This is a genomic window from Paenibacillus sp. NMA1017, from assembly GCF_058895805.1.
In genome coordinates this window covers 276433-301611 of sequence record NZ_JBZXYR010000001.1, presented here as the reverse complement: position 1 = coordinate 301611, position 25179 = coordinate 276433, and the positions used below count along the sequence as shown (strand labels likewise).

Annotated in this window: 25 protein-coding genes; all 25 read left to right on the top strand. The window is 45.5% G+C overall.

Going from position 1 to position 25179, the window contains the following annotated elements; all coding sequences use genetic code 11:
• The 25 genes from fliR to proS all read left to right on the top strand — a co-directional run bounded on the left by fliR (position 1) and on the right by proS (position 24980).
• Positions 1–786: a flagellar biosynthetic protein FliR gene (gene fliR, locus AC5ELV_RS01380; protein WP_023988198.1), complete on the top strand. Its 786-nt coding sequence runs from the start codon at positions 1–3 to the stop codon at positions 784–786.
• A complete protein-coding gene (gene flhB / locus AC5ELV_RS01375) occupies positions 786–1898 on the top strand; it encodes a flagellar biosynthesis protein FlhB (protein ID WP_493428852.1) in 1113 nt (370 codons plus the stop codon). Before fliR ends, flhB begins: the two co-directional genes overlap by 1 nt.
• A gap of 23 nt (positions 1899–1921) precedes the next feature.
• Positions 1922–3955 carry a flagellar biosynthesis protein FlhA gene (flhA, locus tag AC5ELV_RS01370; protein WP_016820963.1) on the top strand — a complete coding sequence of 678 codons (2034 nt, stop codon included), beginning with the start codon at positions 1922–1924 and terminating at the stop codon, positions 3953–3955.
• Positions 3952–5394, top strand: a complete 1443-nt coding sequence (gene flhF / locus AC5ELV_RS01365; protein WP_493428851.1) for a flagellar biosynthesis GTPase FlhF — start codon at positions 3952–3954, stop codon at positions 5392–5394. The genes flhA and flhF overlap by 4 nt, the downstream gene beginning before the upstream one ends.
• Entirely contained in the window at positions 5391–6278 is an 888-nt protein-coding gene (locus AC5ELV_RS01360) for a MinD/ParA family protein (protein ID WP_493428850.1), read from the top strand. The genes flhF and AC5ELV_RS01360 overlap by 4 nt, the downstream gene beginning before the upstream one ends.
• A gap of 30 nt (positions 6279–6308) precedes the next feature.
• Positions 6309–7850: a chemotaxis protein CheB gene (locus AC5ELV_RS01355; protein ID WP_493429335.1), complete on the top strand. Its 1542-nt coding sequence runs from the start codon at positions 6309–6311 to the stop codon at positions 7848–7850.
• Positions 7851–7883: 33 nt separating this feature from the next.
• Positions 7884–9980, top strand: a complete 2097-nt coding sequence (locus AC5ELV_RS01350; RefSeq protein WP_493428849.1) for a chemotaxis protein CheW — start codon at positions 7884–7886, stop codon at positions 9978–9980.
• A gap of 62 nt (positions 9981–10042) precedes the next feature.
• A complete protein-coding gene (locus AC5ELV_RS01345; protein WP_007430046.1) occupies positions 10043–10504 on the top strand; it encodes a chemotaxis protein CheW in 462 nt (153 codons plus the stop codon).
• 3 nt (positions 10505–10507) lie between these two features.
• Entirely contained in the window at positions 10508–11134 is a 627-nt protein-coding gene (locus AC5ELV_RS01340) for a chemotaxis protein CheC (RefSeq protein WP_071640509.1), read from the top strand.
• Entirely contained in the window at positions 11127–11624 is a 498-nt protein-coding gene (locus AC5ELV_RS01335) for a chemotaxis protein CheD (protein WP_010346358.1), read from the top strand. The genes AC5ELV_RS01340 and AC5ELV_RS01335 overlap by 8 nt, the downstream gene beginning before the upstream one ends.
• 2 nt (positions 11625–11626) lie before the next feature.
• Positions 11627–12040 (top strand): hypothetical protein, encoded by a 414-nt coding sequence (locus AC5ELV_RS01330; protein ID WP_493428848.1) that lies wholly within the window; start codon positions 11627–11629, stop codon positions 12038–12040.
• Between the two features lie 14 nt (positions 12041–12054).
• Positions 12055–12843: a FliA/WhiG family RNA polymerase sigma factor gene (locus AC5ELV_RS01325; protein ID WP_013309911.1), complete on the top strand. Its 789-nt coding sequence runs from the start codon at positions 12055–12057 to the stop codon at positions 12841–12843.
• 44 nt (positions 12844–12887) lie between these two features.
• Positions 12888–14297: a flagellar assembly protein A gene (locus tag AC5ELV_RS01320; RefSeq protein ID WP_023988205.1), complete on the top strand. Its 1410-nt coding sequence runs from the start codon at positions 12888–12890 to the stop codon at positions 14295–14297.
• An 82-nt stretch (positions 14298–14379) separates the two neighbouring features.
• A complete protein-coding gene (locus tag AC5ELV_RS01315; protein WP_023988206.1) occupies positions 14380–14700 on the top strand; it encodes a hypothetical protein in 321 nt (106 codons plus the stop codon).
• Between the two features lie 41 nt (positions 14701–14741).
• Positions 14742–15374, top strand: a complete 633-nt coding sequence (locus tag AC5ELV_RS01310; protein WP_493428847.1) for a hypothetical protein — start codon at positions 14742–14744, stop codon at positions 15372–15374.
• Positions 15371–16018 (top strand): endolytic transglycosylase MltG, encoded by a 648-nt coding sequence (locus AC5ELV_RS01305; RefSeq protein ID WP_493428846.1) that lies wholly within the window; start codon positions 15371–15373, stop codon positions 16016–16018. Before AC5ELV_RS01310 ends, AC5ELV_RS01305 begins: the two co-directional genes overlap by 4 nt.
• 253 nt (positions 16019–16271) lie before the next feature.
• Positions 16272–16970 (top strand): 30S ribosomal protein S2, encoded by a 699-nt coding sequence (rpsB, locus tag AC5ELV_RS01300; RefSeq protein WP_013309916.1) that lies wholly within the window; start codon positions 16272–16274, stop codon positions 16968–16970.
• Between the two features lie 131 nt (positions 16971–17101).
• Positions 17102–17752 (top strand): translation elongation factor Ts, encoded by a 651-nt coding sequence (gene tsf, locus AC5ELV_RS01295; RefSeq protein ID WP_013309917.1) that lies wholly within the window; start codon positions 17102–17104, stop codon positions 17750–17752.
• Positions 17753–17873: 121 nt separating this feature from the next.
• Positions 17874–18602, top strand: coding sequence for a UMP kinase (gene pyrH / locus AC5ELV_RS01290; protein WP_013309918.1), 729 nt, complete (start codon positions 17874–17876; stop codon positions 18600–18602).
• Positions 18602–19156 (top strand): ribosome recycling factor, encoded by a 555-nt coding sequence (gene frr, locus AC5ELV_RS01285; RefSeq protein ID WP_493428845.1) that lies wholly within the window; start codon positions 18602–18604, stop codon positions 19154–19156. Before pyrH ends, frr begins: the two co-directional genes overlap by 1 nt.
• An 84-nt stretch (positions 19157–19240) precedes the next feature.
• Complete coding sequence (uppS, locus tag AC5ELV_RS01280) at positions 19241–20008, top strand: undecaprenyl pyrophosphate synthase (protein WP_493428844.1); 768 nt, start codon at positions 19241–19243, stop codon at positions 20006–20008.
• Positions 20009–20025: 17 nt separating this feature from the next.
• Complete coding sequence (locus AC5ELV_RS01275) at positions 20026–20817, top strand: phosphatidate cytidylyltransferase (RefSeq protein WP_493428843.1); 792 nt, start codon at positions 20026–20028, stop codon at positions 20815–20817.
• 144 nt (positions 20818–20961) lie between these two features.
• Complete coding sequence (locus AC5ELV_RS01270; protein WP_493428842.1) at positions 20962–22101, top strand: 1-deoxy-D-xylulose-5-phosphate reductoisomerase; 1140 nt, start codon at positions 20962–20964, stop codon at positions 22099–22101.
• A 106-nt stretch (positions 22102–22207) separates the two neighbouring features.
• Complete coding sequence (gene rseP, locus AC5ELV_RS01265; protein WP_322156800.1) at positions 22208–23479, top strand: RIP metalloprotease RseP; 1272 nt, start codon at positions 22208–22210, stop codon at positions 23477–23479.
• Between the two features lie 52 nt (positions 23480–23531).
• Positions 23532–24980 carry a proline--tRNA ligase gene (gene proS, locus AC5ELV_RS01260; RefSeq protein ID WP_493428841.1) on the top strand — a complete coding sequence of 483 codons (1449 nt, stop codon included), beginning with the start codon at positions 23532–23534 and terminating at the stop codon, positions 24978–24980.
• Positions 24981–25179 lie beyond the last annotated feature (199 nt).

The window sequence follows — 25179 nt, the reverse complement described above, 5'->3', positions numbered from 1 at the left end:
ATGAACATATTGTTACAGAGTTTTCCTGTTTTTTTGCTGATTTTTTGTCGGATTACCTCATTTTTTGTAGTAGCGCCTATTTTTTCAACCCGAGGGGTACCTAATATCTTTAAGGTCGGAATTTCAGGATTTCTAGCTTTGGTCGTGTATCTTACATATGGTACGCATCAACAGGTACCGACCGATGTAGCATATGTGCTGTTAGTGGGTCGTGAAGTGCTGATTGGGTTGTTATTGGGGTTTACTGCATATCTGTTCATGACCGCGATTCAAACCGCAGGTTCATTTATAGACCTACAGGTGGGCTTCGGAATGGCGAGTGTGTTTGATCCCATGACAGGGGCTTCAACGCCTTTAACGGGGAATTTTAAATTTGCCATTGCAGTATTGTTCTTTTTAAGTATAAATGGGCACCATCATCTGCTAAATGCTATCTTATACAGCTATGATTGGGTACCGTTGACTAATGATTTTTTTGTAAAGCTGTATGGTGGCAGTGTAACTGAATTCCTGGTACGTTCTTTTGCGGAATCATTTATGCTTGCTTTTCAAATTGCTGCTCCCATTGTAGTGGCTACCTTTTTAACAGATGTGGGACTCGGTTTTTTAGCTAAAACAGCGCCACAATTCAACATATTTGTCATTGGTGTACCTCTTAAAATTATTGTGGGACTGTTCATGTTACTGCTTCTTATGCCAAGTTTTGCTTTTATATTCGAAAGATTGTTTTCAGTGATGTTCGAATCCATGCGCAACTTGTTGGATATTATGGGTAATCGTCCTTAATGTCTGGTCTGGAGGAACGTAGTTTGTCATTTAAATATGCTATGAACCTGCAGTTGTTCTCAGGGGAAAAAACGGAAAAAGCTACACCCAAAAAGAAACAGGATGCAAGACAAAAAGGGCAGGTTGCCAAAAGCATGGAGTTGCCCGCCGCTGGTGTCCTGCTGGTTACGTTTTTTTGCCTTATGATTTTCGGCGGGTATTTTAAGGACCATGCGGTTCGACTATTTCAAGATATTTTTGTGAATCGGCTCACTATGGAGGTAACGCCGAACACAACGATGCTGATGATGGGCGAGTATGGCGTGCAGATCTTGATTATGCTGGCACCTATTTTTATTGGGGCCATTGTCATCGGAATAGTAGCGAATTACATGCAGATCGGTTTTTTATTAACCGGAGAGGGCATTACGCCCAAGTTTAGCAAGATTGATCCGATTAAAGGATTCAAAAATATTTTTTCCATGAGGTCATTGGTTGAATTCCTGAAATCTGTTTTAAAAATGACCGTAATTGGTTATCTGGTGTACAGCGTACTCTGGAAAACAAAGGCTGACCTACCCAAACTGGCTGAAATGTCCGGCGATCAGATGTTGAGCTTTACAGCTTCATTAACGATGGAACTGGGGCTCAAAATTGGTGTGGTGCTGTTCGTTTTAGCGGTATTGGATTATATGTATCAACGTTATGAGCATGAGAAAAACCTGAAAATGTCCAAACAGGACATCAAGGATGAATACAAGAAAATGGAGGGTGATCCGCTGATCAAAGGGAAAATTCGCGAGCGTCAGCGCCGTATGGCTATGCAGCGTATGATGCAGGAGGTTCCTAATGCAGATGTCATCATCACCAACCCTACGCACTTTGCTGTGGCTTTGAAATATGACGGTTCGGAGATGGAAGCGCCGCAGATTATTGCGAAAGGGCAAGATTACGTTGCACTCCGAATTAAAGAAATTGCCAAGCAAAACGGCGTTATAACGATGGAAAACAAGCCGCTGGCGCGGGCGCTGTTTCAAAGAGCCGAAATCGGGGATGCGATACCAGCTGATCTGTTCCAGGCCGTTGCCGAAGTGCTGGCGTATGTATATAAATTAAAAGGTAAAGTGAAATAAAGGGATCGGAGGGCTAGAGACCCGTGAAAATAAAAGAAATAACTGTCCTTGCAGGCGTCATCGGCATCGTTCTTATGATGATTCTCCCGATCCCATCATGGCTGCTGGATATCCTACTCGTCATTAATATTTCTATTGCTTTGATGATTCTACTCGTTTCTATGAATACGAAGGAAGCTTTACAGTTCTCTATTTTCCCTTCATTGCTACTCATTACAACGTTGTTTCGTTTAGCACTTAATATCTCTACAACCAAACTTATTTTAGGTGAGGGCCATGCAGGGGAAGTAGTTGCTACGTTTGGTAGTTGGATTGCAGGAGGGCAAATTGCCGTCGGTTTTGTTGTCTTTCTCATTCTCGTGGTCGTACAGTTCATTGTTATCACCAAGGGATCTGAGCGGGTTGCTGAGGTAGGCGCAAGGTTTACATTGGATGCGATGCCGGGTAAACAAATGAGTATTGATGCTGATCTAAATGCAGGTTTGATCAATGAGCAGCAAGCCCGTGAACGACGCAGTAAAATCGAACGGGAAGCAGATTTTTACGGAGCGATGGATGGTGCGAGTAAATTCGTTAAAGGTGATGCCATTGCTAGTATTATCATTTTGATCATTAACTTGGTCGGCGGCTTTATTATCGGTATGGCCGTTCAGGGAAAAGGATTTCAAGAGGCGCTGTCGACTTATTCTGTTCTCACCATTGGTGACGGACTGGTCAGCCAGATTCCCGCACTGCTCATATCCACGGCATCAGGCTTGATTGTTACGCGTGCTACGTCGGATGGCAACTTGGCAGAGGATTTAACTGGACAGCTCTTTTCTTATCCAAAACTGATCTACATTGTGGCTGCCACAATTGCATTATTGGGGCTTTTCACACCTATTCATATCATTACAACTCTTCCACTGGCGATTCTGCTGTTTTTCGCGGCTCGAAGAATGCAGGGCAATATGGAACGCAAGCAGATAGCCGATGAACAGTTGGAAGAGGAGCAACAAATTGAAGAAGTCCGTAGTCCGGAAAGTGTCATTAATCTGCTTCAGGTAGATCCAATTGAATTTGAATTTGGATACGGGTTAATTCCGCTGGCAGATACACAGCAAGGCGGGGATTTATTAGATCGGATTATTATGATCCGTCGTCAATGTGCTTTGGAGCTAGGTCTGGTTGTGCCGGTCATTCGTATTCGGGACAACATTCAGCTCAAACCTAACGAGTATGTGATTAAAATTAAAGGTAATACCGTGGGCGGCGGAGAGCTTCTGTTAAATCATTACCTGGCTATGAGTCCAGGATACGACGATGATTCTATTACAGGAATCGAAACGACGGAACCAGCCTTCGGATTGCCTGCGCTCTGGATTGATGAGAACACCAAGGATGTTGCGGAATTATCTGGTTACACCGTAGTTGATCCACCTTCAGTTGTAGCAACTCATCTTACGGAGACGATCAAGAAACATGCTCATGAGTTGCTTGGCAGACAGGAGACACGTTCGCTGGTCGACAATCTCAAAGAGAATTATCCAGTGCTGGTGGATGACCTTATTCCTTCTGTGCTTGCAATTGGGGATGTACAAAAAGTGCTGGCCAAGCTGTTGAAAGAAAAAATCTCCATTCGCGATATGGTGACTATTTTCGAAACACTAGCTGATTACGGTACTTATACAAAAGATCCCGACGTGCTGACTGAATATGTCCGTCAGGCGTTGTCCCGCCAGATTACGCAGCAATTTGCCCAACAAGGGGAGACGTTACGCGTTATTACAGTGGGACCAGGTTTGGAAAAGAAGATTGCTGAAAGCGTGCAACAGTCGGAGCAAGGTAGCTATTTGGCTCTTGATCCGGTGTCTACGCAAACGGTGTATCAAAGGATGATGGAGCAAATCAACCGCCTTATTCAATCTGGACAACAGCCTATTGTGTTAACGTCACCGACAATCCGGATGTATTTGCGGCAAGTGATGGAGCGGACTATGCAGGATGTCCCGGTGCTGTCGTACAGTGAGCTGGAGCCGAACGTTGAAATTCAAAGTGTCGGGGTGGTGAACTTATGAGAGTGAAACGATATGTAGTAGATACCATGCCAGAAGCTATGCTGCAAATCAGGGGTGACTTAGGAACAGACGCCGTCATTTTAAGTACAAAGGAAATGAAGGTCGGTGGTTTCATGGGGATGTTCAGTAAAAAGAAAATCGAAGTGGTTGCTGCGGTAGAGGAGAAGCAACCTCAAAAGCCACGACGGTTTGAACCATCTTCACAAGAGCTTGCCCAGACGGCTTCACCTCAAATGAACGCTCCTAAGCAGCCGGAAAAATCATTTATGCCAGTGGTTCCCAGACAAGCTGCTCCAGAAGCTTACCGACGGGTAACGCAGATGACGGGGAGTTCTAGAGAAGAACAAGCTGAATTAACGGTTGATGCAGAACAAGCAGCTTCAGCAACTGAGCATTTTTCATCTAAATCTGCTAATAATTTTGAGACTATGTCTCAAGCACTTGCTCATGAAGCATTGCTTTCGAACATGAAATCATCCAGTGAGCTGTTTAAACAGCCCATTGAAGTAAGTGTTCCAGACAAGAGCGGAGCAGAGGAAAATCAGGCTCTGCTTAATGAATTGCGGGAAATGAAAGCCATGATGACTCGGTTTTCCCGAAATTCTTCATTGGAAAGTACTTGGCCGGAACCGCTGCAAGAGATTTGTGAGCGTGTGCTGGAACAGGAAGTGGAACGTGATTTACTGGAGTATTGGCTCGAACAGGTATATGTACGTCGGAGTGCGCACCCCTTTGCACCTGAAACTTTTGATTGGGAACAAGCCTTTCGTGAGGAAGTGGCCAGTTTTATTCAAACAAGACTGGACAAAGGGATCTCTAAAGATACCAAAATTGTGTATGTGGCGGGTCCTACCGGAGTAGGGAAGACGACAACCATTGCTAAGTTAGCAGCAGAGCAGTTGTTTAAGCATCATCGAAAGGTTGGATTTATTACTTCTGACACGTATCGGATTTCTGCCGTCGAGCAACTGCGTACATATGCTACGATTTTGAATGTACCGCTTGAAGTTGTACAGTCTCCCGGTGACGTTCACAGAGCCATTCAACGTCTGGAACATTGTGACCTAATCCTCATGGATACCGCAGGACGAAATTATCGTAATGAATTGCTTGTTTCGGAACTGCAAAGTCTGCTTTCACCTATTAATGAAAGTGAGACGTATCTGGTACTCAGTCTGACATCCAAAAGCAAAGATATGCTCAATATAACTGGACATTTCAGTAAGTTTGGTCTTGGTAAGGTTGTATTTACCAAGATGGACGAGACAGGTAGCTGCGGTGGAATGTTTAACCTTTTGCATCAATTTCCGATGCAGCTGGCCTATATTACCAATGGACAAAATGTTCCTGACGACCTGCTTCATCCCGATACAGAAATGGTGACAAGCATGCTGCTTGGACCCAAAGCATCAATAGGAGTTAACGGAGATTCCATATGAGTGACCAAGCCCAATCACTTAGACAAATGGCTTCTTCCTTGGATAAATATCGATTGCCCCCACGTAATCGTCAAGCGAAAATTATAACGATCACCAGTGGCAAAGGCGGGGTGGGCAAATCCAATTTTACGCTGAACTTTGCTCTAGCTCTGCAATCCCTTGGTCGAAAGGTACTTGTGTTTGATGCTGATATAGGTATGGCCAATATTGATGTATTAATGGGGGCCAATTCACAATACAATCTTCTTCACCTGTTAAAACGTGAAAAATCAATTGATGAAATCATTCAAACGGGTATAGGTGGTTTGCCTTATATTGCTGGAGGATCAGGCTTGAGCGAATTGTTTACGTTATCGGATGACGATCTGAATTATTTTGCCGAAGAAGTAGAAAAAATGGCGGCAGATATGGATTACATTCTATTTGATACAGGTGCAGGTTTATCTAAAGAAAACCTTAAATTCATCACTTCAGCTGACGAATGCCTGGTCGTAACCACACCGGAACCGACGTCCTTAACAGATGCGTATGCGCTAATTAAAGTCGTCAGCGGGTTGCAAAAGGATACGGTATTCAAAATTATAGTCAATCGTGCCGATAACGATAATGAGGCCCGTCAAGTTGCTGATAAGATCGCACTGGTTGCGAAACGCTTTTTGGAGATAGATATCCCGTTGCTTGGACATATCAGTGATGATACTCATGTCATACAAGCAGTTAAAAGGCAAGTACCTTTTATGGTTGCTTTTCCGGGATGTGCGGCTTCAAGAGATGTATTGAATCTGGCACACCGTTTTGCAGCAATGCCACAGCTTCCGCAATCAGGTGCATTGAGTGGAATTAAAGGGTTTATGCAAAAATGGTTGCGGCGTTCTGTACATTGATTTTGATGAGAGGAAACAGAGGTGTTTAACATGTGTGCTTACCGGGTGCTGGTTGTAGATGATTCGGCCTTTATGCGCAAAATTATTACAGATTTAATTGTAAGGGATGAGTCGTTCAACATCGTAGGTACAGCCGCCAATGGCAAAGAGGCTGTAGAGAAAGTGAAGGAATTGCAGCCCGATTTGGTCACCATGGATGTCGAGATGCCTGAAATGAATGGTCTTGAAGCATTGCCATTGATTATGGCAGCCCATCCGCTACCTGTTATTATGCTGTCAGGCATTAATGAACAAGGTATGAAGGAGACCATCATGGCTTTGGAGGCAGGAGCTTTCGATTTTATAAGAAAGCCTTCTATTGCTCATGCGCAAGATATTCAGCAAGTGAGCAAGGCGCTGCTGGAACAGATGCACACTGCTATGCAAGCAGTGAGGAGCCGCCTGGAGCGCAAGGAAGCTAATGAGCGCAAGGCTGCATTGGAACAAGCGAAAAAAACGCCACAGGAAAAGCCTCCAGGACAGGCTGTGACTGAGAAACGAGCAGGCAGTCAAGCTTCAACAGACAAGCCTCCTGTTGTTCCGCATGCTCCTGCACCTGCTGTACCAGCTCAGCCGAAGCGTGATGCTGGTAAGTCCGCCCCGGCAGCAACCAAGCAGGAAGCTAAACGACAACAGTCTGGAACATCTGTTACGGCGGGGCGCATAGAACAGCAGCCAGCTGCTCAGCCAAGCAAGTCAGTTCAAGCACCTGCTGTTCAGAAAAAGGAAGACTTGTCCAAGGGGATGGGACGAACACCAGGGCAACTAAACAGTTCTAATACCGCTGCTGGCAAATCGCTGCATGGTAAGGATAAAGCAGGGCTGGTTAAGCCGGAGTCGCGAAAGACGGTGATTTCATCAGCTACTCCTGCGGCTGCTACGTCTCCAGTAACGGCACCTACAGTTCCTGCCGCACCTATGGGATTATCTCTAAAAAAAGGTGTACACACGTCCAATTTTCGCAAACTGGTGGCGGTAGGATGTTCTACGGGCGGTCCACGGGCGCTTAAGACGCTATTGGAACGCATTCCTGGTGATTTTCCTGCTCCAATCGTTATCGTTCAGCATATGCCGCCAAACTTCACTCGTTCGCTGGCACAACGCTTAAACACGTTAAGTCCACTCCGAGTTGTGGAGGCTGAACAGGGAATGACGCTGGAGACTGGAACGGCCTACATTGCCCCAGGGGGATATCAGCTAAGAATTGTATCAGGAGCCGGTGGTAAATACACTGTGTCACTGAAGATGGAGGAAGCTCGCAATGGTCACCGTCCTTCCGTAGACACGATGTTTGAATCGTTGCTCTCGTTAACCTCGTTGGAGCGGCATCTAGTATTGCTCACTGGAATGGGGAGCGACGGGGCCAAAATGATGAAAAAGCTTTATGATGCTGGGGTACAATCCACATTTGCTGAAAATGAGGAAACTTGTGTAGTGTACGGAATGCCCCGCTCAGCAGTAGAGTTAAAATGTGTGCGTCACCTTCTGCCAATGCAGGAGATCGCCCCCAAGCTTGTACAAGTTGTGAAATAATCGGAGTGTAACTCATGGAGGAGGTGTCTCACAATGGACATGAACCAATATTTAAACATGTTTATTGATGAGTCGAATGATCATCTGCAATCTCTTAACGAAAAAATGCTTCAACTGGAAAGCAATCCAACTGATCTAGGCATCGTTCAGGTGATTTTCCGTTCTGCCCATACCCTCAAGGGAATGGCTGCTACGATGGGGTTTGAAGACCTAGCATCGCTTACTCACCAAATGGAAAACGTTCTTGATCTGGTACGTAACAACAAGCTGGCGATGCATGAATTTATATTCGATACCTTATTTAAAGGATTGGATGCTTTGGAGTCCATGGTGCAGCACATTACAGAGGGAGGCGACGGAAAAGCGGATGTCTCCTCTATTGTATCTTCACTACAATCCATTGTGAGTGGGGATTTCCAAAAGTCCGGCGCAAATGCTTCGACTGAGGAGTCTCCATCTAAAAAAGTGGACAAAAACGATAGTGCTGGGCTTGTCTTGGATCAGTTCCAGTATTCTGTACTGGAGCAATCTATTTCTGAAGGACATCGTGTTCACTATATACAGGTAACAATCAGCTCAGAGAGCCAGTTGAAGGCGGCACGTGCTTTTATGGTGTTCAACACGCTGGAGAACTCTGGTGAAATCGTCAAGGCCTATCCGTCGGTACAAGATATTGAGCAGGAGAAATTCGAGCAAAGCTTCTCGTTATATTACATAACGCAGAAAGAAGTTGGGGAGCTGGAAAAGGAAATCGCGGGTATCTCTGAAATTGACACGGTCTCAGTGGTACAACTAGATCAGGAATCGCTTAAACAAATGAGCGAAGTTACTGCTGGACTGGCTGAGACTGCTGCGGTACAGGAAGCTCCTGTTGCCGTGCAACCACCTGCTCCATCCCAGCCGCAGTCTCCAGCTGCGGCCTCTGTGGCTAAGCCAGCTGCAGGTAAGGCGCCAGCAGCTAAGGCAGCTGCGCCTACGCATAACCGTACGATTCGTGTGGATATTGAACGTCTGGATGTACTTATGAACTTATTTAGCGAGTTGCTCATTGACCGTGTGCGGTTAGAGCAGTTGGCAAGTGAAGCTTCCAATCCAGCACTGACAGAAACGGTAGAGCACATGAGTCGTGTGAGCAGCGATTTGCAAAACGTCGTTCTTAAATTGCGGATGGTACCCGTAGATACTGTTTTCAATCGTTTCCCGCGTATGGTGCGCGATCTGGCCAAATCGCTGGACAAAAAACTTGATTTGGTTATTACTGGAGCAGAGACTGAAATGGACCGCACTGTTATCGACGAAATTGGCGATCCTTTGGTGCATTTGCTTCGTAACTCCGTGGATCATGGCATTGAGTCGGTAGCCGATCGGATTGCAGCGGGTAAACCTGAGACAGGAACGGTTAACTTGCGTGCGTTCCATAGCGGAAATAACGTATTCATCGAGATAGAAGATGACGGAAATGGTATTAATCGCGATAAGGTACTAAACAGTGCTATTTCTAAAGGGATTTTGACAGCAGAGCAAGCAGCGGTCATGACCGACGAGGAAGCCTATCAGGTATTGTTTGCTCCGGGTTTTAGCACAGCTGCAGTTATTTCAGACGTATCAGGACGCGGTGTCGGTTTGGACGTTGTTAAATCCAAAATCACCGCTTTGGGTGGTAATGTCACGGTTCACTCTACACTGGGCCAAGGCACTAATTTCTCTGTGCAATTGCCGCTGACCCTATCCATTATTGCAGCCATGATGATACAGATCGGTTCTGAAAAATATGCGATTCCATTGTCCTCCATTGTGGAGACTGCGATCGTCAAACGGACACAAATTCGTTCTGTACATGGTAATAAAATGATTGCTTTCCGCGATTCTCATATCCCGCTCATCTCCTTGAGTCAGCTGTTTGAGGTACCGGACTTCAATGAAGATGAAGAAGAAGAGACAGAGGTTGTGGTCATCCGCAAGGGAGACCGTCTGGCAGCTCTTTCCGTACAGGACTTTTTGGGACAAAGTGAAATTGTTCTTAAAAATCTGGGCAAATACCTTCCAAATATCCAAGGAATTTCAGGCGCCACGATTCTGGGTGACGGTCAGGTTGCTTTGATCATTGACCCGAATGTTTTCATTAAATAATGTCTTCATCAGAAATGAAAGAAATGTGAAGTTGCTGACATCAATAAGGAGGGTTTTTAGACATGGGAGAAGAAATTAAAGTTATCGTATTTAAGCTTGGTGAAGAGGAATACGGTGTTGAAGTAGAAAAAGTCCAATCTATTGAACGCATGGTGCCGATTACACGGGTTCCAAGAACCTACGATTTTGTGAAAGGCGTATTCAACATGAGAGGCGTAGTCATTCCGGTTATTGATCTTCGTGGCCGATTTGGATTGCCTGAAGCTGAATATACCGATCAAACTCGCATCATTATCGTTGCAGTGGGCGAAATGCAAGTCGGCTTTATCGTAGATTCAGCGAATGACGTTATTGACCTGAATACTGATAATATCGAGACACCACCGGAAGTGATTGGCGGAGTTAAGGCTAAATACCTTCGCGGAGTTGCTAAAATTGGCGAAGAGCGCTTGTTGATTATGCTGAACTTGTCCGAAGTCCTGAATCGTAGCGAAATGAACCAACTGGAAGGCTTAGAGGATTAACATATGGAGAATCTTGGGAATCTCGAAGACTTCAAGTTGGATGTGTTGAAAGAAGTCGGCAACATCGGCTCGGGGAACGCTGCTACAGCGCTCTCCCGGCTTCTCAATAAACCGGTCGACATGGGTGTCCCCAAAGTACAAATGCTGCCCTTTGAGGAAATTGCGGACAAAGTGGGCGGATATGAGCAACTTGTTGTTGCAATATTTTTTAGGGTAGAAGGGGAAGCCCCCGGCAATCTATTCTTCATATTGCAGCCTCAGGCGGCAAAAGGCTTACTTTCCCGTTTGGCGAATATTCCTTCAGATGACGAGGACAGTTTTAATGAAATGGAGCACTCAGCCCTGTCGGAGATCGGAAACATTTTAGCAGGCTCATACCTGTCTTCGCTGGCCGATTTTACACGTTTATCTATGTATCCAACAGTCCCTGCGCTGGCGTTGGACATGGCAGGAGCAATTCTCAGCTACGGACTGCTGCAGTTTGGGCAGATGGGGGATGCTGCATTATTGATTGACACATCGTTTCTGGAAGGGCAGAATCAGATAGAGGGTCAATTTTTCCTGATTCCTGATCCAGAATCGTTCGGGAAAATCTTTAGGTCGTTAGGAGTCCCGATGAACGATGATTGAGGATAAAAGCATCATTAAAGTGGGTATGGCAGACTTAAATGTTACCAGTAACCCGAACTCGATTCGCACGACAGGACTTGGCTCCTGCGTCGGATTGACTCTCTACGATCCTCATTTGAAACTGGCAGGTATGGCACATGTGATGCTACCATCCTCGGATATTGCACGTGAAGGGCAACTGAATATTGCTAAATACGCCGATACGGCGCTGCCCGAGTTATTTGAGCGGATGCTGAAATTGGGTGCTGAACGACGCAGGCTGATTGCCAAAATGGCAGGGGGAGCGCAGATGTTCGCCTTTGCTGGTAGTGGAGACACCATGCGGATTGGTCCACGTAATGTAGAATCATGCAAGGAAATGCTCGTAGATCTCGGCATTCCTTTGATTGCGGAGGACACAGGTGGCAATTATGGACGAACGATTGAGTTGGACTCTGAAACTGGCGTTTTGAATATTCGAAGCGTACAAAAAGGTGTAAAGGAATTATAAACATGTTATTTGGTAGCTTACGCATTAATCTTTGGTCTGGAGTAGTCGGATTTATTCTGACTTTTGTGTTGTCCGTTGGCAGCAATCTGCTGACCACGAGCTTAATTCGTGGCTTGATCGCCTTCGTTTTTTGGTTCCTACTTGCATTTGTGCTGCGCTGGACACTAGGTGTTGTAGCGCGGCCAGATCTGGGAAATGCCCAAAGCCGGGCAAGCTCTCAGGTAGATGGCGTAGGGGGGAATCTGGACCTGACGACACCAGACGAAAATGAAGACCTGAATGAATTGCTGAAACCGAAACCAGAGCAGACGGACGAGGGGAATAATGATTTCGCACCTTTAAACCCACCTAAGCTGGTTTCCAACAAGGACCCTGAAGAATTGGCCAAGGCCGTTCGTCACCTGACAGACAAATAAGGAGGGTGAAGCCGATGAACGAGCGAAAAGCCGCTCATTTAAACCATTCCGAACTATGGGAACAATGGAAAGAACACGGTGACAAGGAAGCAAAAAAACAGTTAATTGAAAAGTATCTCCATATTGTGGAATATGTGTCAGGCCGTCTTGCAGTAGGCTTGCCTAAAAATGTATCCAAGGATGATCTGGCGAGTAACGGCGTTATGGGCTTGATTGACGCTTTAGAGAAATTTGACTATGAGCGTGGTTTGCAGTTTGAGACCTATGCTTCTTGGCGTGTTCGTGGAGCGATTTTGGATGGTCTTCGTCAAGGGGATTGGGTTCCTCGTTCCGTTAGGGAAAAAGCGAAAAAAATCGAGGATGCCTATCAACATTTGGAACAAAGGTATCTACGCACGGTAAGCGACGAAGAGATGAGTCATTATTTGGACGTTTCTGAGAAAGAGTTTCAAAATATGATCCAGGAGGTCGCCGTCATGTCGATTGTCTCACTGGAGGACCCGATCCGCGAAGAGGAATCGGAAACACGGCTTTCCCTTTTGGTGGACGAGAAGGCAAAAAACCCGGATCATAAGGTCAATGAATTTACACTTCGTGATGCCCTTGCACAAGGCATTGATAAATTGACTGAAAAAGAACGTATCGTTGTTTCTTTATTGTATTACGAGGATTTGTCACTCAGCGAAATCGCTGAGGTCATGTCGCTATCTCCATCGCGAATTTCACAGTTGCATTCCAAAGCAATATTACGTCTGAGAGCGACATTGGACAAACAACGGGATTTGCTAATGCGTAAAGATTAACGTACGGGAGGTTACAGTAACAGTTAGACGGAAGGAGCACCCTTGTGGAGAAGCAATATGCTTTGGACCAGTTTTTAAAAGTGGTTGTCTCACCTGACAAACAAACCGCCTACTTGGAGTTTGCCAAACGTGAAGAAGGCTTTGCCTGTTCTGTGGAAGAATTAGAGCGTTTTCTAAGCAACCAAAAAATATCCTACGGTTTAATGACCGATGCAATTCGCGTATTTGCGGCAAGTCCGGAAGATCATTTCTTCGGAAAATTACTGATTGCTCAGGGAAAGCAGCCGATCCATGGCACAGACGGAAAAATTAATCTGGCTGATATTGTGACTGGCGAAGATGCACATAAACCGCTTGAAACCGTGGATGGACGGGTGGATTATAAAGAACTAACTCGTTTAAGAAATGTAAAACGTGGTCAACTGATTGCCGAACGGGTTGATCCTGTGCCGGGTGTACCGGGGATTGCTGTAACCGGAGAGGAAATTCCTTTTCTTCCAGGTAAAGAGGCGCGTTTCAAAGTCGGAAAAAATGTAGTGATCCATCCAGAAGGTGTTGCGATGTATGCGGCTATTGACGGACTGGTGACTACGACTGAAAAGGGCAAACTTAATGTATTCCCTGTATATGAAGTGAACGGGGACGTCGATTATAGTGTCGGTAACATTGATTTTGTTGGAACCGTCGTCATTCGTGGGAATGTCTTGACAGGTTTTCGCGTTCGGGCAGCTGGCGACATTCGAGTCATCGGTGGTGTGGAAGGCGCTGAAATTGAGGCGGAAGGTTCAGTGGAAATCAGTGGTGGTATTATCGGATACCATAAGGGGTTCGTGAAAGCTGCACAAAATGTCAAATGCTCATTCATACAAGATGGTAACGTGATTGCGGGAGGCGATATACTTGTATCCCAGAGCATCATGCATTCCCAGATTAAAGCGAGTGTAAACGTACTCTGCGAGGGGACCAAAGGGCTTATCGTAGGTGGCAGTGTACAAGCTGGTAAAAAGGTAGTGGCTCGTACCATCGGTAATACGATGTCCACAGCTACTGTTATCGAAGTGGGTGTGCTTCCTGAACTTCGCGATGAACTGACAGAACTCCGCGCACGTTTGAAGCAGCAGACAGATAGCCAGGATAAAACGAATAAGGCCCTTACCATATTGGATCAGCTTGCCGCCGCCGGACAGCTTGCACCTGAAAGAATGGCTATGCGAATCAAGCTGACATCTACTAAAAAATCAAATGAACAGGAGCTTTTGGAAACCAAGTCCAGAATGCTTGAAATTGAACGAACATTAGAGGATACAAGCCGTGCACGGGTAGAAGTAAAAAATGTGATTTACGGTGGCTCTAAAATAGTTATCGGCAGATATACAAAATTTATTAAAGATTCAGTGGAAAGAATGGCGTTTTATTATCATGAAGGAGACATCAGCATGTCCTCCTACGTGTAATTCGGCACACTGATAAACAACATTCAACATTGTATTCCTTGGAAGACAGATACGGATGCCCAATCGGAAAGGGTGTGGTCCAATGAGCTTGAAGGCTGTTGAATTGCAAATTGCCGTACCTCGCACCAGTGAAGCAGGGAAATACCAAAGTGAGTCCCAGCAGCGGCCGATGAATGATCAAGCATTGCTTGGACAAAAGGCCGCGCTGGAGACGGAGAACATGCGTCAGCGAAGCAGTGCCGTAGATCAGTCTGCGGAAACATTCGTCGGTGAGCGGCAAACAGGAGGGCAGAGCAGAGATTCTTCCCAGCAGAGCCGCTCCCGGTCAGATGAGTCTGAGCTGCCTAAGGAGCATCCGGCAGAGCATCCGTTCAAGGGACACCATATTGATTTTTCGCTCTGATCCGACAGGTGGAGAAGTGTTATTAAAGGAGACGATGGACAGTGGATCAACCATGGATTTATATTGTTCTGCTGGGCGCCGCAGCTGTTGTCTACGCCTGGCTTCTGCCTAAGCGTCAGCCAGGCCGGGGAACAGAAGAGGCCGTCGTTCAAAAGGTCGAGGCCACATTGGAGCAATACATGGCCGATATTGAAAACGATAATGACGAGTTGATTGAGCTCGTTTCTGGTATGAAGCAGGAGCATACAGTTAAACAGGCGGCATTACAGGAGCAAGTAGCCGAGCTTCGGAGCCGTATCGTGGAGCTTGAGCGCCAGGCTATGTTTGCTACTGTCTCTATACAAACCGAGCCTGTATTAAAGGAAATACAACATACAGCTACTTCTCATCAGGCAGCGGTTGCATACGGTCAATTTCAAAGTCCGCAACCTGGAATGTCTGTGCAGGAAGGTTACTCTGGTTCAGAAGCTCCCCTCATAACTATGGATGAGCAGACGGCATTACAAGACCCTGAAGTTGAGCAGGAAGCAGAATCCATCCGTGATCGTTATCAAGAGTTGTTTGCGCTGCATGAGCAAGGCAAGTCGGTGGACTATATAGCCAAGCAATCAGGCATTCAACGGGGTGAAGTACAGCTCATATTGCAACTCGCGGAGCGGGAGGATGTAACGTGATCAAAAACCGTTCATTTATGCTAGGCATGGGTACTGGTCTTATAACGGGGGCATTGCTGTTGCAACTGGCGATGATCGGTCAGGGACAATCGCAGCAATCTTCCACAGTCCCGAAAAACATGACGCGAGAGCAATTAGAAAAGGCAGCAGCTGAATTAAATCTTCAGATCAGTGACAGCTCTGATCCGAAAATGACAGAAGAGGAATGGCGTAATAAGGTGATCAAGGAAGGTAATAAAACTCCGGTAGCACCCCAAAAGGCTAAACCAGCTCAAACGCCGGCAACACCAAAGGCACCTACAAACAGCACATCCGCGGCTGCTTCTAAACCTTCGACCAGCACATCGGTTCCACAAAGTCCGAATAAGCCGCAGACTCAAAGATCTGGGACTACAACGACTCCCAATATCCCCAAGCAGCCTGCCACCCCACAAGTGCAGTATAGCATTGCATCGGGAAGCAATTTGAGAAGTGTGGCATCAGGATTGCAACGGGCAGGGGTCGTATCGGATGCTAGTGCATTTGAGACAGCAGCTAAGGCTCAAAAAATCAATACTAAAATTCGTACCGGTACCTATCAGTTTGCTAAAGGTGAGGATTTCAGTTCTATCATTACTAAAATTACGAAAAAGCCGTCCAACTGACCAGACCGGGAAGTAGACGGCTTTTATTCTTGCTGATAAGTACAATGAGAGGCGTAGAACGTCACATTTTGCGTTGTTCCAACTATTGTCGAAAAGTTGGTTGCAACGATGCAAGTGTTATGGTATATTAATTGACGGTGTTAAAAACGCACGTCGGTTAATTTTATAAAGGGTGCTTTCCATTGGAGAGTCTTTATGAAAAATGATATCGGCGGAGGACACACAAAAAACCAAACTTAGGAGGTGCGTGAAGATGGCAGTAATCTCCATGAAACAGCTTTTGGAAGCTGGGGTTCACTTTGGTCACCAAACACGTCGCTGGAACCCGAAAATGGATCGTTATATCTTCACTGAAAGAAACGGTATTTACATCATTGACTTGCAAAAGACAGTGAAAAAGGTTGAGGAAGCTTACAACTTCGTGAAAAGCATTGCAGCTGAGAATGGTACAATTCTGTTCGTAGGCACAAAGAAACAAGCACAAGATTCCGTTAAAGAAGAAGCAGCACGCGCTGGTCAATTCTATATTAACCAACGTTGGTTGGGTGGTACGCTGACTAACTTCCAAACGATTCAAAAACGTATTGACCGTTTGAAACAACTGGAAGCTTGGGAAGAAGACGGTACTTTCGCTGTTCTTCCTAAAAAAGAAGTTATCATTCTTCGCAAAGAAAAAGATCGTCTTGAAAAATTCTTGGGCGGTATCAAAAACATGAAGGGCCTTCCAAGTGCTCTGTTCATCATTGATCCACGCAAAGAACGTATCGCGGTTGCTGAAGCTCGCAAATTGGGTATCCCAATCGTAGGTATCGTTGATACAAACTGCGATCCAGACGAAATTGACTATGTTATCCCAGGTAATGACGACGCAATCCGCGCTGTTAAATTGCTGACAGGTAAAATGGCCGATGCAGTTATGGAAGCAAACCAAGGCGAAGAAACTACAGCATAATATTTCCATTAGGAAATACCTATATGAATTAAATGAAAAGGGTGGTTGGCAGGTGTATAACCTCTCACTACCCTTTTTTTAAGGAATAAAGCACGGTATACCACTGAAAATCAAATTTGGAGGGAAATAATATGGCAGTTAATGCTAGCGCAGTAAAAGAGCTTCGTGAAAAAACAGGCGCAGGAATGCTGGATTGTAAAAAAGCGCTTGAAGAAGCAAATGGTGATTTGACAAAAGCGGTTGAAGTTCTGCGCGAAAAAGGACTTGCAGCTGCAGCCAACAAAGCAGGTCGTATTGCTACTGAAGGTGTTGTTGAATCCTACATTCATGCTGGCGGCCGTATCGGCGTACTGGTAGAAGTAAACTGCGAAACAGACTTCGTAGCTAAAACAGACCAGTTCAGAGATTTTGTACGCGACATTGCAATGCATATCGCTGCATCGAACCCTCGTTATGTTCGTCGTGAAGAAGTGCCACAGGAAGAGATCGAAAAAGAAAAAGAAATCCTGAAAGCACAAGCTCTGAACGAAGGTAAACCAGAGAAAATCGTCGAAAAAATGGTTGAAGGCCGCATTGGTAAGTTCTATGAAGAGTTCTGTTTGTTGGAGCAATCTTTCATCAAAGATCCGGACAAAACAATCTCCACGCTTATCAACGAAAAAATCAGTACAATTGGCGAAAACATCTCCCTGCGTCGCTTTGTTCGTTTTGAACTGGGTGAAGGTCTGGAGAAAAAAGAAGACAACTTCTACGAAGAAGTTATGTCTCAAGTGAAACAATAATTACCAACGAACGGTAATTGCATATGGAAAAAACGGAAATGGAACACATCAGTGTTCCTTTTCTTGCAACAGGACACCTATCCTGTTACATAAAGTATAAATGATATTGGAGGGTGATCATTTGGAAAAACCTGTGTTTAAGCGTGTTGTCCTGAAAGTTAGTGGTGAATCGCTGTCAGGTCCTAACGGTTACGGTATTGATGCGGATACGATTGCGTCCATTGCCGAACAAGTCAAGGACGTGGTAGAACTGGGAGTAGAAGTTGCTATCGTGTGTGGTGGCGGTAACATCTGGCGTGGTATTGCTGGAAGTGCCAACGGAATTGACCGGGCCACGGCAGATTACATGGGTATGCTGGCAACGGTGATGAACTCACTGGCCTTACAGGATGCTTTGGAACAAATTGAAGTACCTACGCGTGTACAAACATCCATCGCGATGCAACAGATTGCAGAACCTTACATCCGCCGTAGAGCTATCCGTCATCTGGAAAAAGGTCGGGTTGTTATTTTTGCGGCAGGTACAGGTAATCCATTCTTCTCGACTGATACTACAGCTGCATTGCGTGCCGCTGAGATTGAAGCAGAAGTGATTCTGATGGCTAAAAATAAAGTGGATGGCGTATATTCTGCTGATCCGTTTAAAGATAGCACAGCCGAGAAATATGAGCAGCTTACGTATTTGGATGTGCTCAACAAAAACCTCGGTGTCATGGATTCTACGGCTTCCTCGTTGTGCATGGATAACAATATTCCGTTGATTGTCTTTGCTATTACAGAGCAAGGTAACATTAAACGTGTCGTGCTGGGTGAGAAAATTGGTACGATCGTCAAAGGGAGTGTAAATTAATGCCACAATCTGTGAAAAAGAGTGCTGAGGAACGCATGCAAAAAGCAATCCAGGCATTGCAACGTGATCTTGCATCTTTGCGTGCAGGACGGGCGACACCAGCTTTACTGGACCGTGTACAGGTAGAGTATTATGGTTCAATGACTCCAGTCAACCAGCTGGCGAATATCAATACACCTGACAGCCGGACCTTGATGATTCAGCCTTGGGACAAATCTTCCTTGGCTGATATCGAGCGCGCTATACAAAAATCCGATTTAGGTTTGACGCCTTCGAATGATGGTAACACCATTCGTCTGAGCATTCCTGCTTTGACGGAGGAGCGCAGAACTGACTTGGTGAAGTTGACGAAGAAGAACGGTGAAGAAGCGAAGATCGCTATTCGTAACATTCGTCGTGATGCAAATGATGACATCAAAAAAATGGAGAAAAGTGATATTTCCGAGGACGAATCTCGTAAACATCAGGAAGATATCCAAAAAACAACTGATAAATTTATTGCTGAAGTGGATAAAGTTTTAGCTGCAAAAGAAAAAGAAATTATGGAAGTTTAAAAGATTGGCAGCCCCTCCCTTACGGTGGGGTTTGTCTCTTTTCAAGCCTGAGGCACATTTTCAGAGAATGCTGGAGGAACTGGAATGATCAAACGGGTTCGGTCTTGGTGGAACGGGGAACAAAAACAGCAAATACCGGCCATTTCAAAAGACAATATTCCGCAGCATGTTGCTGTCATCATGGATGGGAACGGCAGATGGGCCAAACGGATTGGAATGCCGCGGATTGTAGGGCACCAAAATGGAATGAAGGCAGTGAAACGCACAGCAATTGCGGCGGATGAACTGGGTATTAAGTATTTGACTTTGTTTGCATTTTCAACTGAAAATTGGACGCGTCCAAAGGACGAAGTTGATTTTCTAATGCGCTTACCGCAGGAATTTCTGGCTATTGAGCTAGATGAGCTGATTGAAAAAAATGTGCAAGTGCGTATGATGGGAAATAAGGAACATCTACCTTCCCATACCGTTGAGGCGCTGACTGAAGCGACTCGACGAACTGAAAATAATACCGGACTTGTTCTTAATTTTGCATTAAATTATGGAAGTCGGTTGGAAATCACAGAATGCATGCAAACATTGGGCCGTCAAATTGCGGATGGGAAGCTTAAAACGGAAGATATAACATCTGAGCTGATCGGTAATACGTTGCTTTCTAGTGGTATGCCAGACCCTGATTTACTGATTCGAACAAGCGGTGAGCTTAGACTTAGTAATTTTATGCTCTGGCAGCTTGCCTACAGTGAGTTGTGGTTTACTGATATTTATTGGCCTGAGTTTAAGAAAGAGCACTTATACGAAGCAGTGATCGAATATCAGCAAAGAACACGGCGGTATGGCGGACTGAAGTAAATGGAGGATGAAAGCCGTTGAGACAGAGATTAATTACCGGTATTCTGGCAGGCATATTCTTTTTGGCGATGGTCCTGTGGGGCGGCTTGGCCTACCATTTGCTTATATTGGCGATGGCCCTAATCGGATTTTATGAGTTCGCACGAATGACGCAGGTATCTCCTTTTGGAGGTACAGCAATACTTGGATACGTAAGTATATTAGCTTTTGTATTCCCGTATGAATCTTTTGGTTTGCACTCGCCCTTACCCTTTGCCAGTATGCTTTGGCTGGTAATGATAGCTTTTATGATCATCACGGTAGGAACGAAAAATAAAATTCCGATTCAAACGGTAGCTATACTATTCCTTGGTACCGTTTATATAGGGTTTGGATTTTCGTATATTGCGGAATCACGTCATATGGAACATGGACTGTTATGGACATTTTTATTGTTGGCTTGTATTTGGGCAAGTGATGCAGGGGCATATTTTGTAGGCAAAATGGCAGGAAAGACGAAATTATGGCCCGCGATCAGCCCAAACAAAACGATCGAAGGATCCATTGGTGGCATTGTTTTAGCGTTGGTTATAGCTCTTGTATTCGCTGGATTATCAGGTGGACTGCTGTCATGGGGCAAAGCCATCGGTATCGGTTTGTCATGTGCAGTTGTGGGACAACTGGGCGATTTGGTACAATCTGCATACAAACGAGTGTACGGCATTAAAGATTCCGGTAATCTGCTGCCAGGGCACGGTGGTATACTAGACCGCTGCGACAGCTGGATTGTCGTTTTTCCATTTGTACATATGCTGATGCTGCTTCCATGAGTCTGTTGATACAGTTTATGCTCAGGCTTAATCTCTATACTGCTCACTCTGCGCTACTAGAAGGTGGAACCAGTAGCATAGCTGCCTGAATAACAATCAATGAGCTCCTGGATAAAAGTGATTTTCAGGATAGGAAGGTGCATCATGAAAAGAATTACGGTACTTGGTTCAACCGGATCTATTGGAACTCAAACGCTGGATGTAGTGTCCATGCACCCGGATCAGTTTACTGTTGAGGCTTTAGCAGGTGGTTCTAATATAAAGTTACTTGCTGAGCAGGCGCACCTCTATAAACCCAAAAAAGTGTCTGTGGGTACTCGGCAGTTGGCGGATGAAATTCGTCCTTTACTGCCTTCTGGAATGGAACTGTATTGGGGAAATGAAGGACTCGTTGAGCTTGCTGCGAACACAGAGGCGGATATGGTTGTGACGGCTGTAATGGGCAGTGTCGGATTGCACTCCACGCTGGCCGCGATTGAGGCTGGAAAACAGATCGGTTTGGCCAATAAGGAAACACTGGTTACTGCTGGTCATCTGGTCACAGCGCGGGCTCGGGCGAAAGGAGTGCCGTTGCTGCCGATTGACAGTGAGCATTCAGCTATTTTCCAATGCTTGAATGGTGAGCGTATGAAAGATGTGGCACATATTACCCTCACAGCATCAGGGGGTTCTTTTCGCGATTTGACAAGAGAACAGTTGCTTGAAGTTACAGTGGAAGATGCACTCAAGCATCCCAATTGGTCAATGGGGGCCAAAATTACGATTGATTCAGCAACGATGGTAAACAAGGGGCTGGAAGTCATTGAGGCGCATTGGCTATTCGGACTTGATTATGAGCAGATTCATGTGTTGCTTCATCCGGAAAGTATTATTCATTCCTATGTTGAGTTTCAGGATACAAGCATTGTTGCTCAACTTGGGAATCCGGACATGAGAGTACCCATTCAATATGCATTGACTTACCCTGAGCGTATGAAGTCCCCGGCGAAGCCGTTGTCACTGGCTGAAGTGGGCAGACTCCATTTTAAGGAAATGGATTATATTCGTTTTCCTTGTTTAAGGCTTGCCTTCGAATGTGGTAAAATGGGTGGTACAGCACCGACCGCATTTAATGCAGCTAATGAGATTGCTGTTGCCCGTTTCCTGCGTGGAGAAATTTCTTTTCTGCATATTGAAGCTATTATTGAACGTGTGCTGGAGCGGCATGTCAATGTGGCTAATCCTGACCTTTCTGCGATTGAAGCCTGTGACGGAGAGACTCGTAGCATAGCTGCGGGGTTGTAGGCTAATGTTGGGTTAGAAACGAAATGTGATTCTCTTGTGCGGGATCGGAGAATAATGATAATCTAGGAAGACAAACTCGATCTCATTGAAAGGGGAACGGAAACGATTGGAAACGATTCAAATAGTGTTGATGACGGTGCTCATGTTTTTCGTCATAGTGACGGTGCATGAATGGGGGCATTATTATTTTGCCAAACGCGCCGGGATTCTGGTACGGGAGTTTGCGATCGGTTTCGGTCCGAAACTGTTTTCTTATAAAAGAAACGAGACGCGATTTACGCTGCGTTTGTTGCCATTCGGTGGCTTTGCCCGCATGGCGGGAGAGGATCCGGAGGTCAATGAAATTGAGACCGGACAAACGATTGCTGTACGCGTAACGGATGACGTCGTTAAAACCATCTATCTGGATCAACTGGATAATCGGAAGAATGTGGTGCGCGGCGAAGTGTTGGATATTGATCTGGAACAGTCGTTAACTTTAAAATTGGATGTAGATGGCGAAGACCAGCAATACACTGTACACCCGCAAGCGATGATGGTAACCAAAGGTCAATCCATTCAGATTGCACCCAAGGATCGGCAGTACGGGAGTAAAACAGTAGGACAGCGTGCGATGGCTATTTTTGCTGGACCACTGATGAATTTTATTCTTGCCTTTATTTTGTTTGGTCTGCATATTCAGATGGTCGGCATACAAGTGGACAACCCGACTTATGTCCAAATTAGTGAAATTACAGCAGGTATGCCTGCTGCTGAAGCTGATTTGCATAAGGGAGATATCATCGAATCGGTGAATGGAATAGCCATTGGTGCGAATGTTGAAAACATGATCAAACTGATTGCGGATTCTCAAGACAAGCCGATGAAGTGGACGGTTCGCCGTGATGATAAGACCTTTGATCTTACTATTACACCTCGTGCAATGGAAGGACAAAAGGGTGGCAAGGTGGGCATTGTGCCTGAACTTCCAAAACGCCAAGCAGGTGTGGGTGAAACGTTCAAATTTGCTGGGCAATCCATGGTTAGAACGACCGATATTATTTTCCAAGGATTTAGCCAGCTTATTCAACGTTTTTCTATCAATGACCTGGGAGGCCCGGTACGTACTTTTGAAGTGACGGGGCAAATTGCCAAGCAGGGGATTGAGCAGTTGACGTATTGGACTGCTATAATGAGTCTTTACCTGGGGATATTTAATTTATTGCCTATTCCGGCGCTGGATGGAAGCAGACTTGTTTTCCTCGGTGTAGAGGCGGTAAGAGGACGTCCCGTCGATCCGAGCAGGGAAGGAATGGTCCATTTCGTTGGTTTTGCTATGCTATTCTTGCTTATGATTGCGGTCACGTATAACGATATTTTACGCTTAATTAATGGTTAATTAGAGACGGGCTTATACCAAAAACGGTCTGTATGGGAGGACATGCATTTCTATGTCGAACGATAAACAATTTGTCGAGGAAATTACGCCGCAGAGCGAAGATTTTTCCCGATGGTATATTGATGTTATTAAAAAAGCAGAACTGATGGATTATTCCCCTGTTCGCGGATGTATTGTATTTCGTCCTGATGGTTTTGAAATTTGGGAGCATATCAAGGAAGCCATGGACGTGCGTTTCAGAGAAACAGGCCACCGTAATGCCTATTTTCCAATGTTCATTCCCGAAAGCTTTTTTCAAAAGGAAAAAGAGCATGTCGAAGGTTTTAATCCTGAACTGCCTTGGGTAACCGAGGCTGGCGGTGAAAAGCTGGAAGAGCGTCTTGCAATTCGTCCGACTTCGGAAACCATGATTGGTCATATGTACTCCAAATGGATTCAATCCTATCGTGATCTGCCTGTGCTTATTAACCAATGGGCCAACGTAGTGCGTTGGGAAAAACGCACACTGCCTTTCTTGCGTACAAGTGAATTTTTATGGCAAGAAGGCCACACCGCCCATGAAACAGAAGAAGAAGCACGTGAAGAAACGATGAAAATGCTGGAAGTATACCGTGAGGTTATTGAGGAAGTTCTAGCTATTCCGGTCATTACTGGACAGAAAACACCTTCTGAAAAGTTTGCAGGTGCAAAGGATACATTTTCACTGGAAGCGATGATGAAGGATGGACGGGCTGTACAAGCCGGAACTTCACACTATATGGGAACTAATTTTGCTGTCGCATTTGACATTAAGTATTTGAGCCGCGAAAACAACCTGGAATTCGCTCATACGACTTCATGGGGAACAAGTACCCGTTTGATCGGTGCGCTGATTATGGTCCATGGTGATGACCGTGGTCTGGCGTTGCCTCCTAAAGTTGCGCCTACGCAGGTTATTATGGTTCCAATTGGACCTCCTAAGAAGCGTGATGCTGTTATCGCTCGTGCAGATGAACTATTTGCTGAGTTGAAACAAGCGGGAGTGCGTGTGAAAATGGACGACCGTAGTGATGTAAGCCCAGGCTGGAAGTTTAATGAATATGAAATGCGCGGTGTGCCGGTTCGTCTGGAAATCGGGCCACGTGATATGGAAAACGGTGTCTGTGTGCTCGTATCCCGTATCAGTGGTGAGAAAAAAATCGTGCAGCAGGATAATCTGGTTGAAGAAGTACACGCGATGCTCGCACAGGTACAACAGGAAATGTATGACCGTGCGAAAAATTTCATGGAAGAAAACTTCTATTCCGTAGATACGCTGGACGAAATGAAGACTCTCATGGAAGAAAAACGCGGCTTTACTTTGGCAGGCTGGTGCGGATCTGAAGAATGCGAAGACAAAGTTAAAGAAGTGACAGGTGCTACAAGCCGTAACATACCTTTTAAAACAACCGAGCAAAAGTCCACATGTTTGTGCTGTGGCAAACCTGCCAAGCATACAGTAGTGTTCGCACGGGCGTACTAATATAGAAGTAGGGCAATACCACTATACTCACTTCATTCTCTTCGCTGACAGGGTAGCTGTTACGGGACAATGTTCCGAAGGATCTAAGTCGTTGTGAGAAGGTTGAAGAGGGCTACGAAAAGCTTTTGCGGTCGGAGATGTTTTTGACGCAGAAGCTTTTCATGTTTTCAGAATGGTAGATTTGAATTGGGGGGAGAGC

Coding starts and splice junctions, on each gene's coding strand:
- uppS (WP_493428844.1), top strand. CDS start 19,241: ATGATCAAACGGGTTCGGTCTTGGTGGAACGGGGAACAAAAACAGCAA.
- flhB (WP_493428852.1), top strand. CDS start 786: ATGTCTGGTCTGGAGGAACGTAGTTTGTCATTTAAATATGCTATGAAC.
- AC5ELV_RS01350 (WP_493428849.1), top strand. CDS start 7,884: ATGGACATGAACCAATATTTAAACATGTTTATTGATGAGTCGAATGAT.
- AC5ELV_RS01355 (WP_493429335.1), top strand. CDS start 6,309: ATGTGTGCTTACCGGGTGCTGGTTGTAGATGATTCGGCCTTTATGCGC.
- fliR (WP_023988198.1), top strand. CDS start 1: ATGAACATATTGTTACAGAGTTTTCCTGTTTTTTTGCTGATTTTTTGT.
- AC5ELV_RS01360 (WP_493428850.1), top strand. CDS start 5,391: ATGAGTGACCAAGCCCAATCACTTAGACAAATGGCTTCTTCCTTGGAT.
- flhF (WP_493428851.1), top strand. CDS start 3,952: ATGAGAGTGAAACGATATGTAGTAGATACCATGCCAGAAGCTATGCTG.
- proS (WP_493428841.1), top strand. CDS start 23,532: ATGTCGAACGATAAACAATTTGTCGAGGAAATTACGCCGCAGAGCGAA.
- AC5ELV_RS01330 (WP_493428848.1), top strand. CDS start 11,627: ATGTTATTTGGTAGCTTACGCATTAATCTTTGGTCTGGAGTAGTCGGA.
- frr (WP_493428845.1), top strand. CDS start 18,602: ATGCCACAATCTGTGAAAAAGAGTGCTGAGGAACGCATGCAAAAAGCA.
- rpsB (WP_013309916.1), top strand. CDS start 16,272: ATGGCAGTAATCTCCATGAAACAGCTTTTGGAAGCTGGGGTTCACTTT.
- AC5ELV_RS01325 (WP_013309911.1), top strand. CDS start 12,055: ATGAACGAGCGAAAAGCCGCTCATTTAAACCATTCCGAACTATGGGAA.
- tsf (WP_013309917.1), top strand. CDS start 17,102: ATGGCAGTTAATGCTAGCGCAGTAAAAGAGCTTCGTGAAAAAACAGGC.
- AC5ELV_RS01315 (WP_023988206.1), top strand. CDS start 14,380: ATGAGCTTGAAGGCTGTTGAATTGCAAATTGCCGTACCTCGCACCAGT.
- AC5ELV_RS01345 (WP_007430046.1), top strand. CDS start 10,043: ATGGGAGAAGAAATTAAAGTTATCGTATTTAAGCTTGGTGAAGAGGAA.
- AC5ELV_RS01335 (WP_010346358.1), top strand. CDS start 11,127: ATGATTGAGGATAAAAGCATCATTAAAGTGGGTATGGCAGACTTAAAT.
- AC5ELV_RS01340 (WP_071640509.1), top strand. CDS start 10,508: ATGGAGAATCTTGGGAATCTCGAAGACTTCAAGTTGGATGTGTTGAAA.
- AC5ELV_RS01270 (WP_493428842.1), top strand. CDS start 20,962: ATGAAAAGAATTACGGTACTTGGTTCAACCGGATCTATTGGAACTCAA.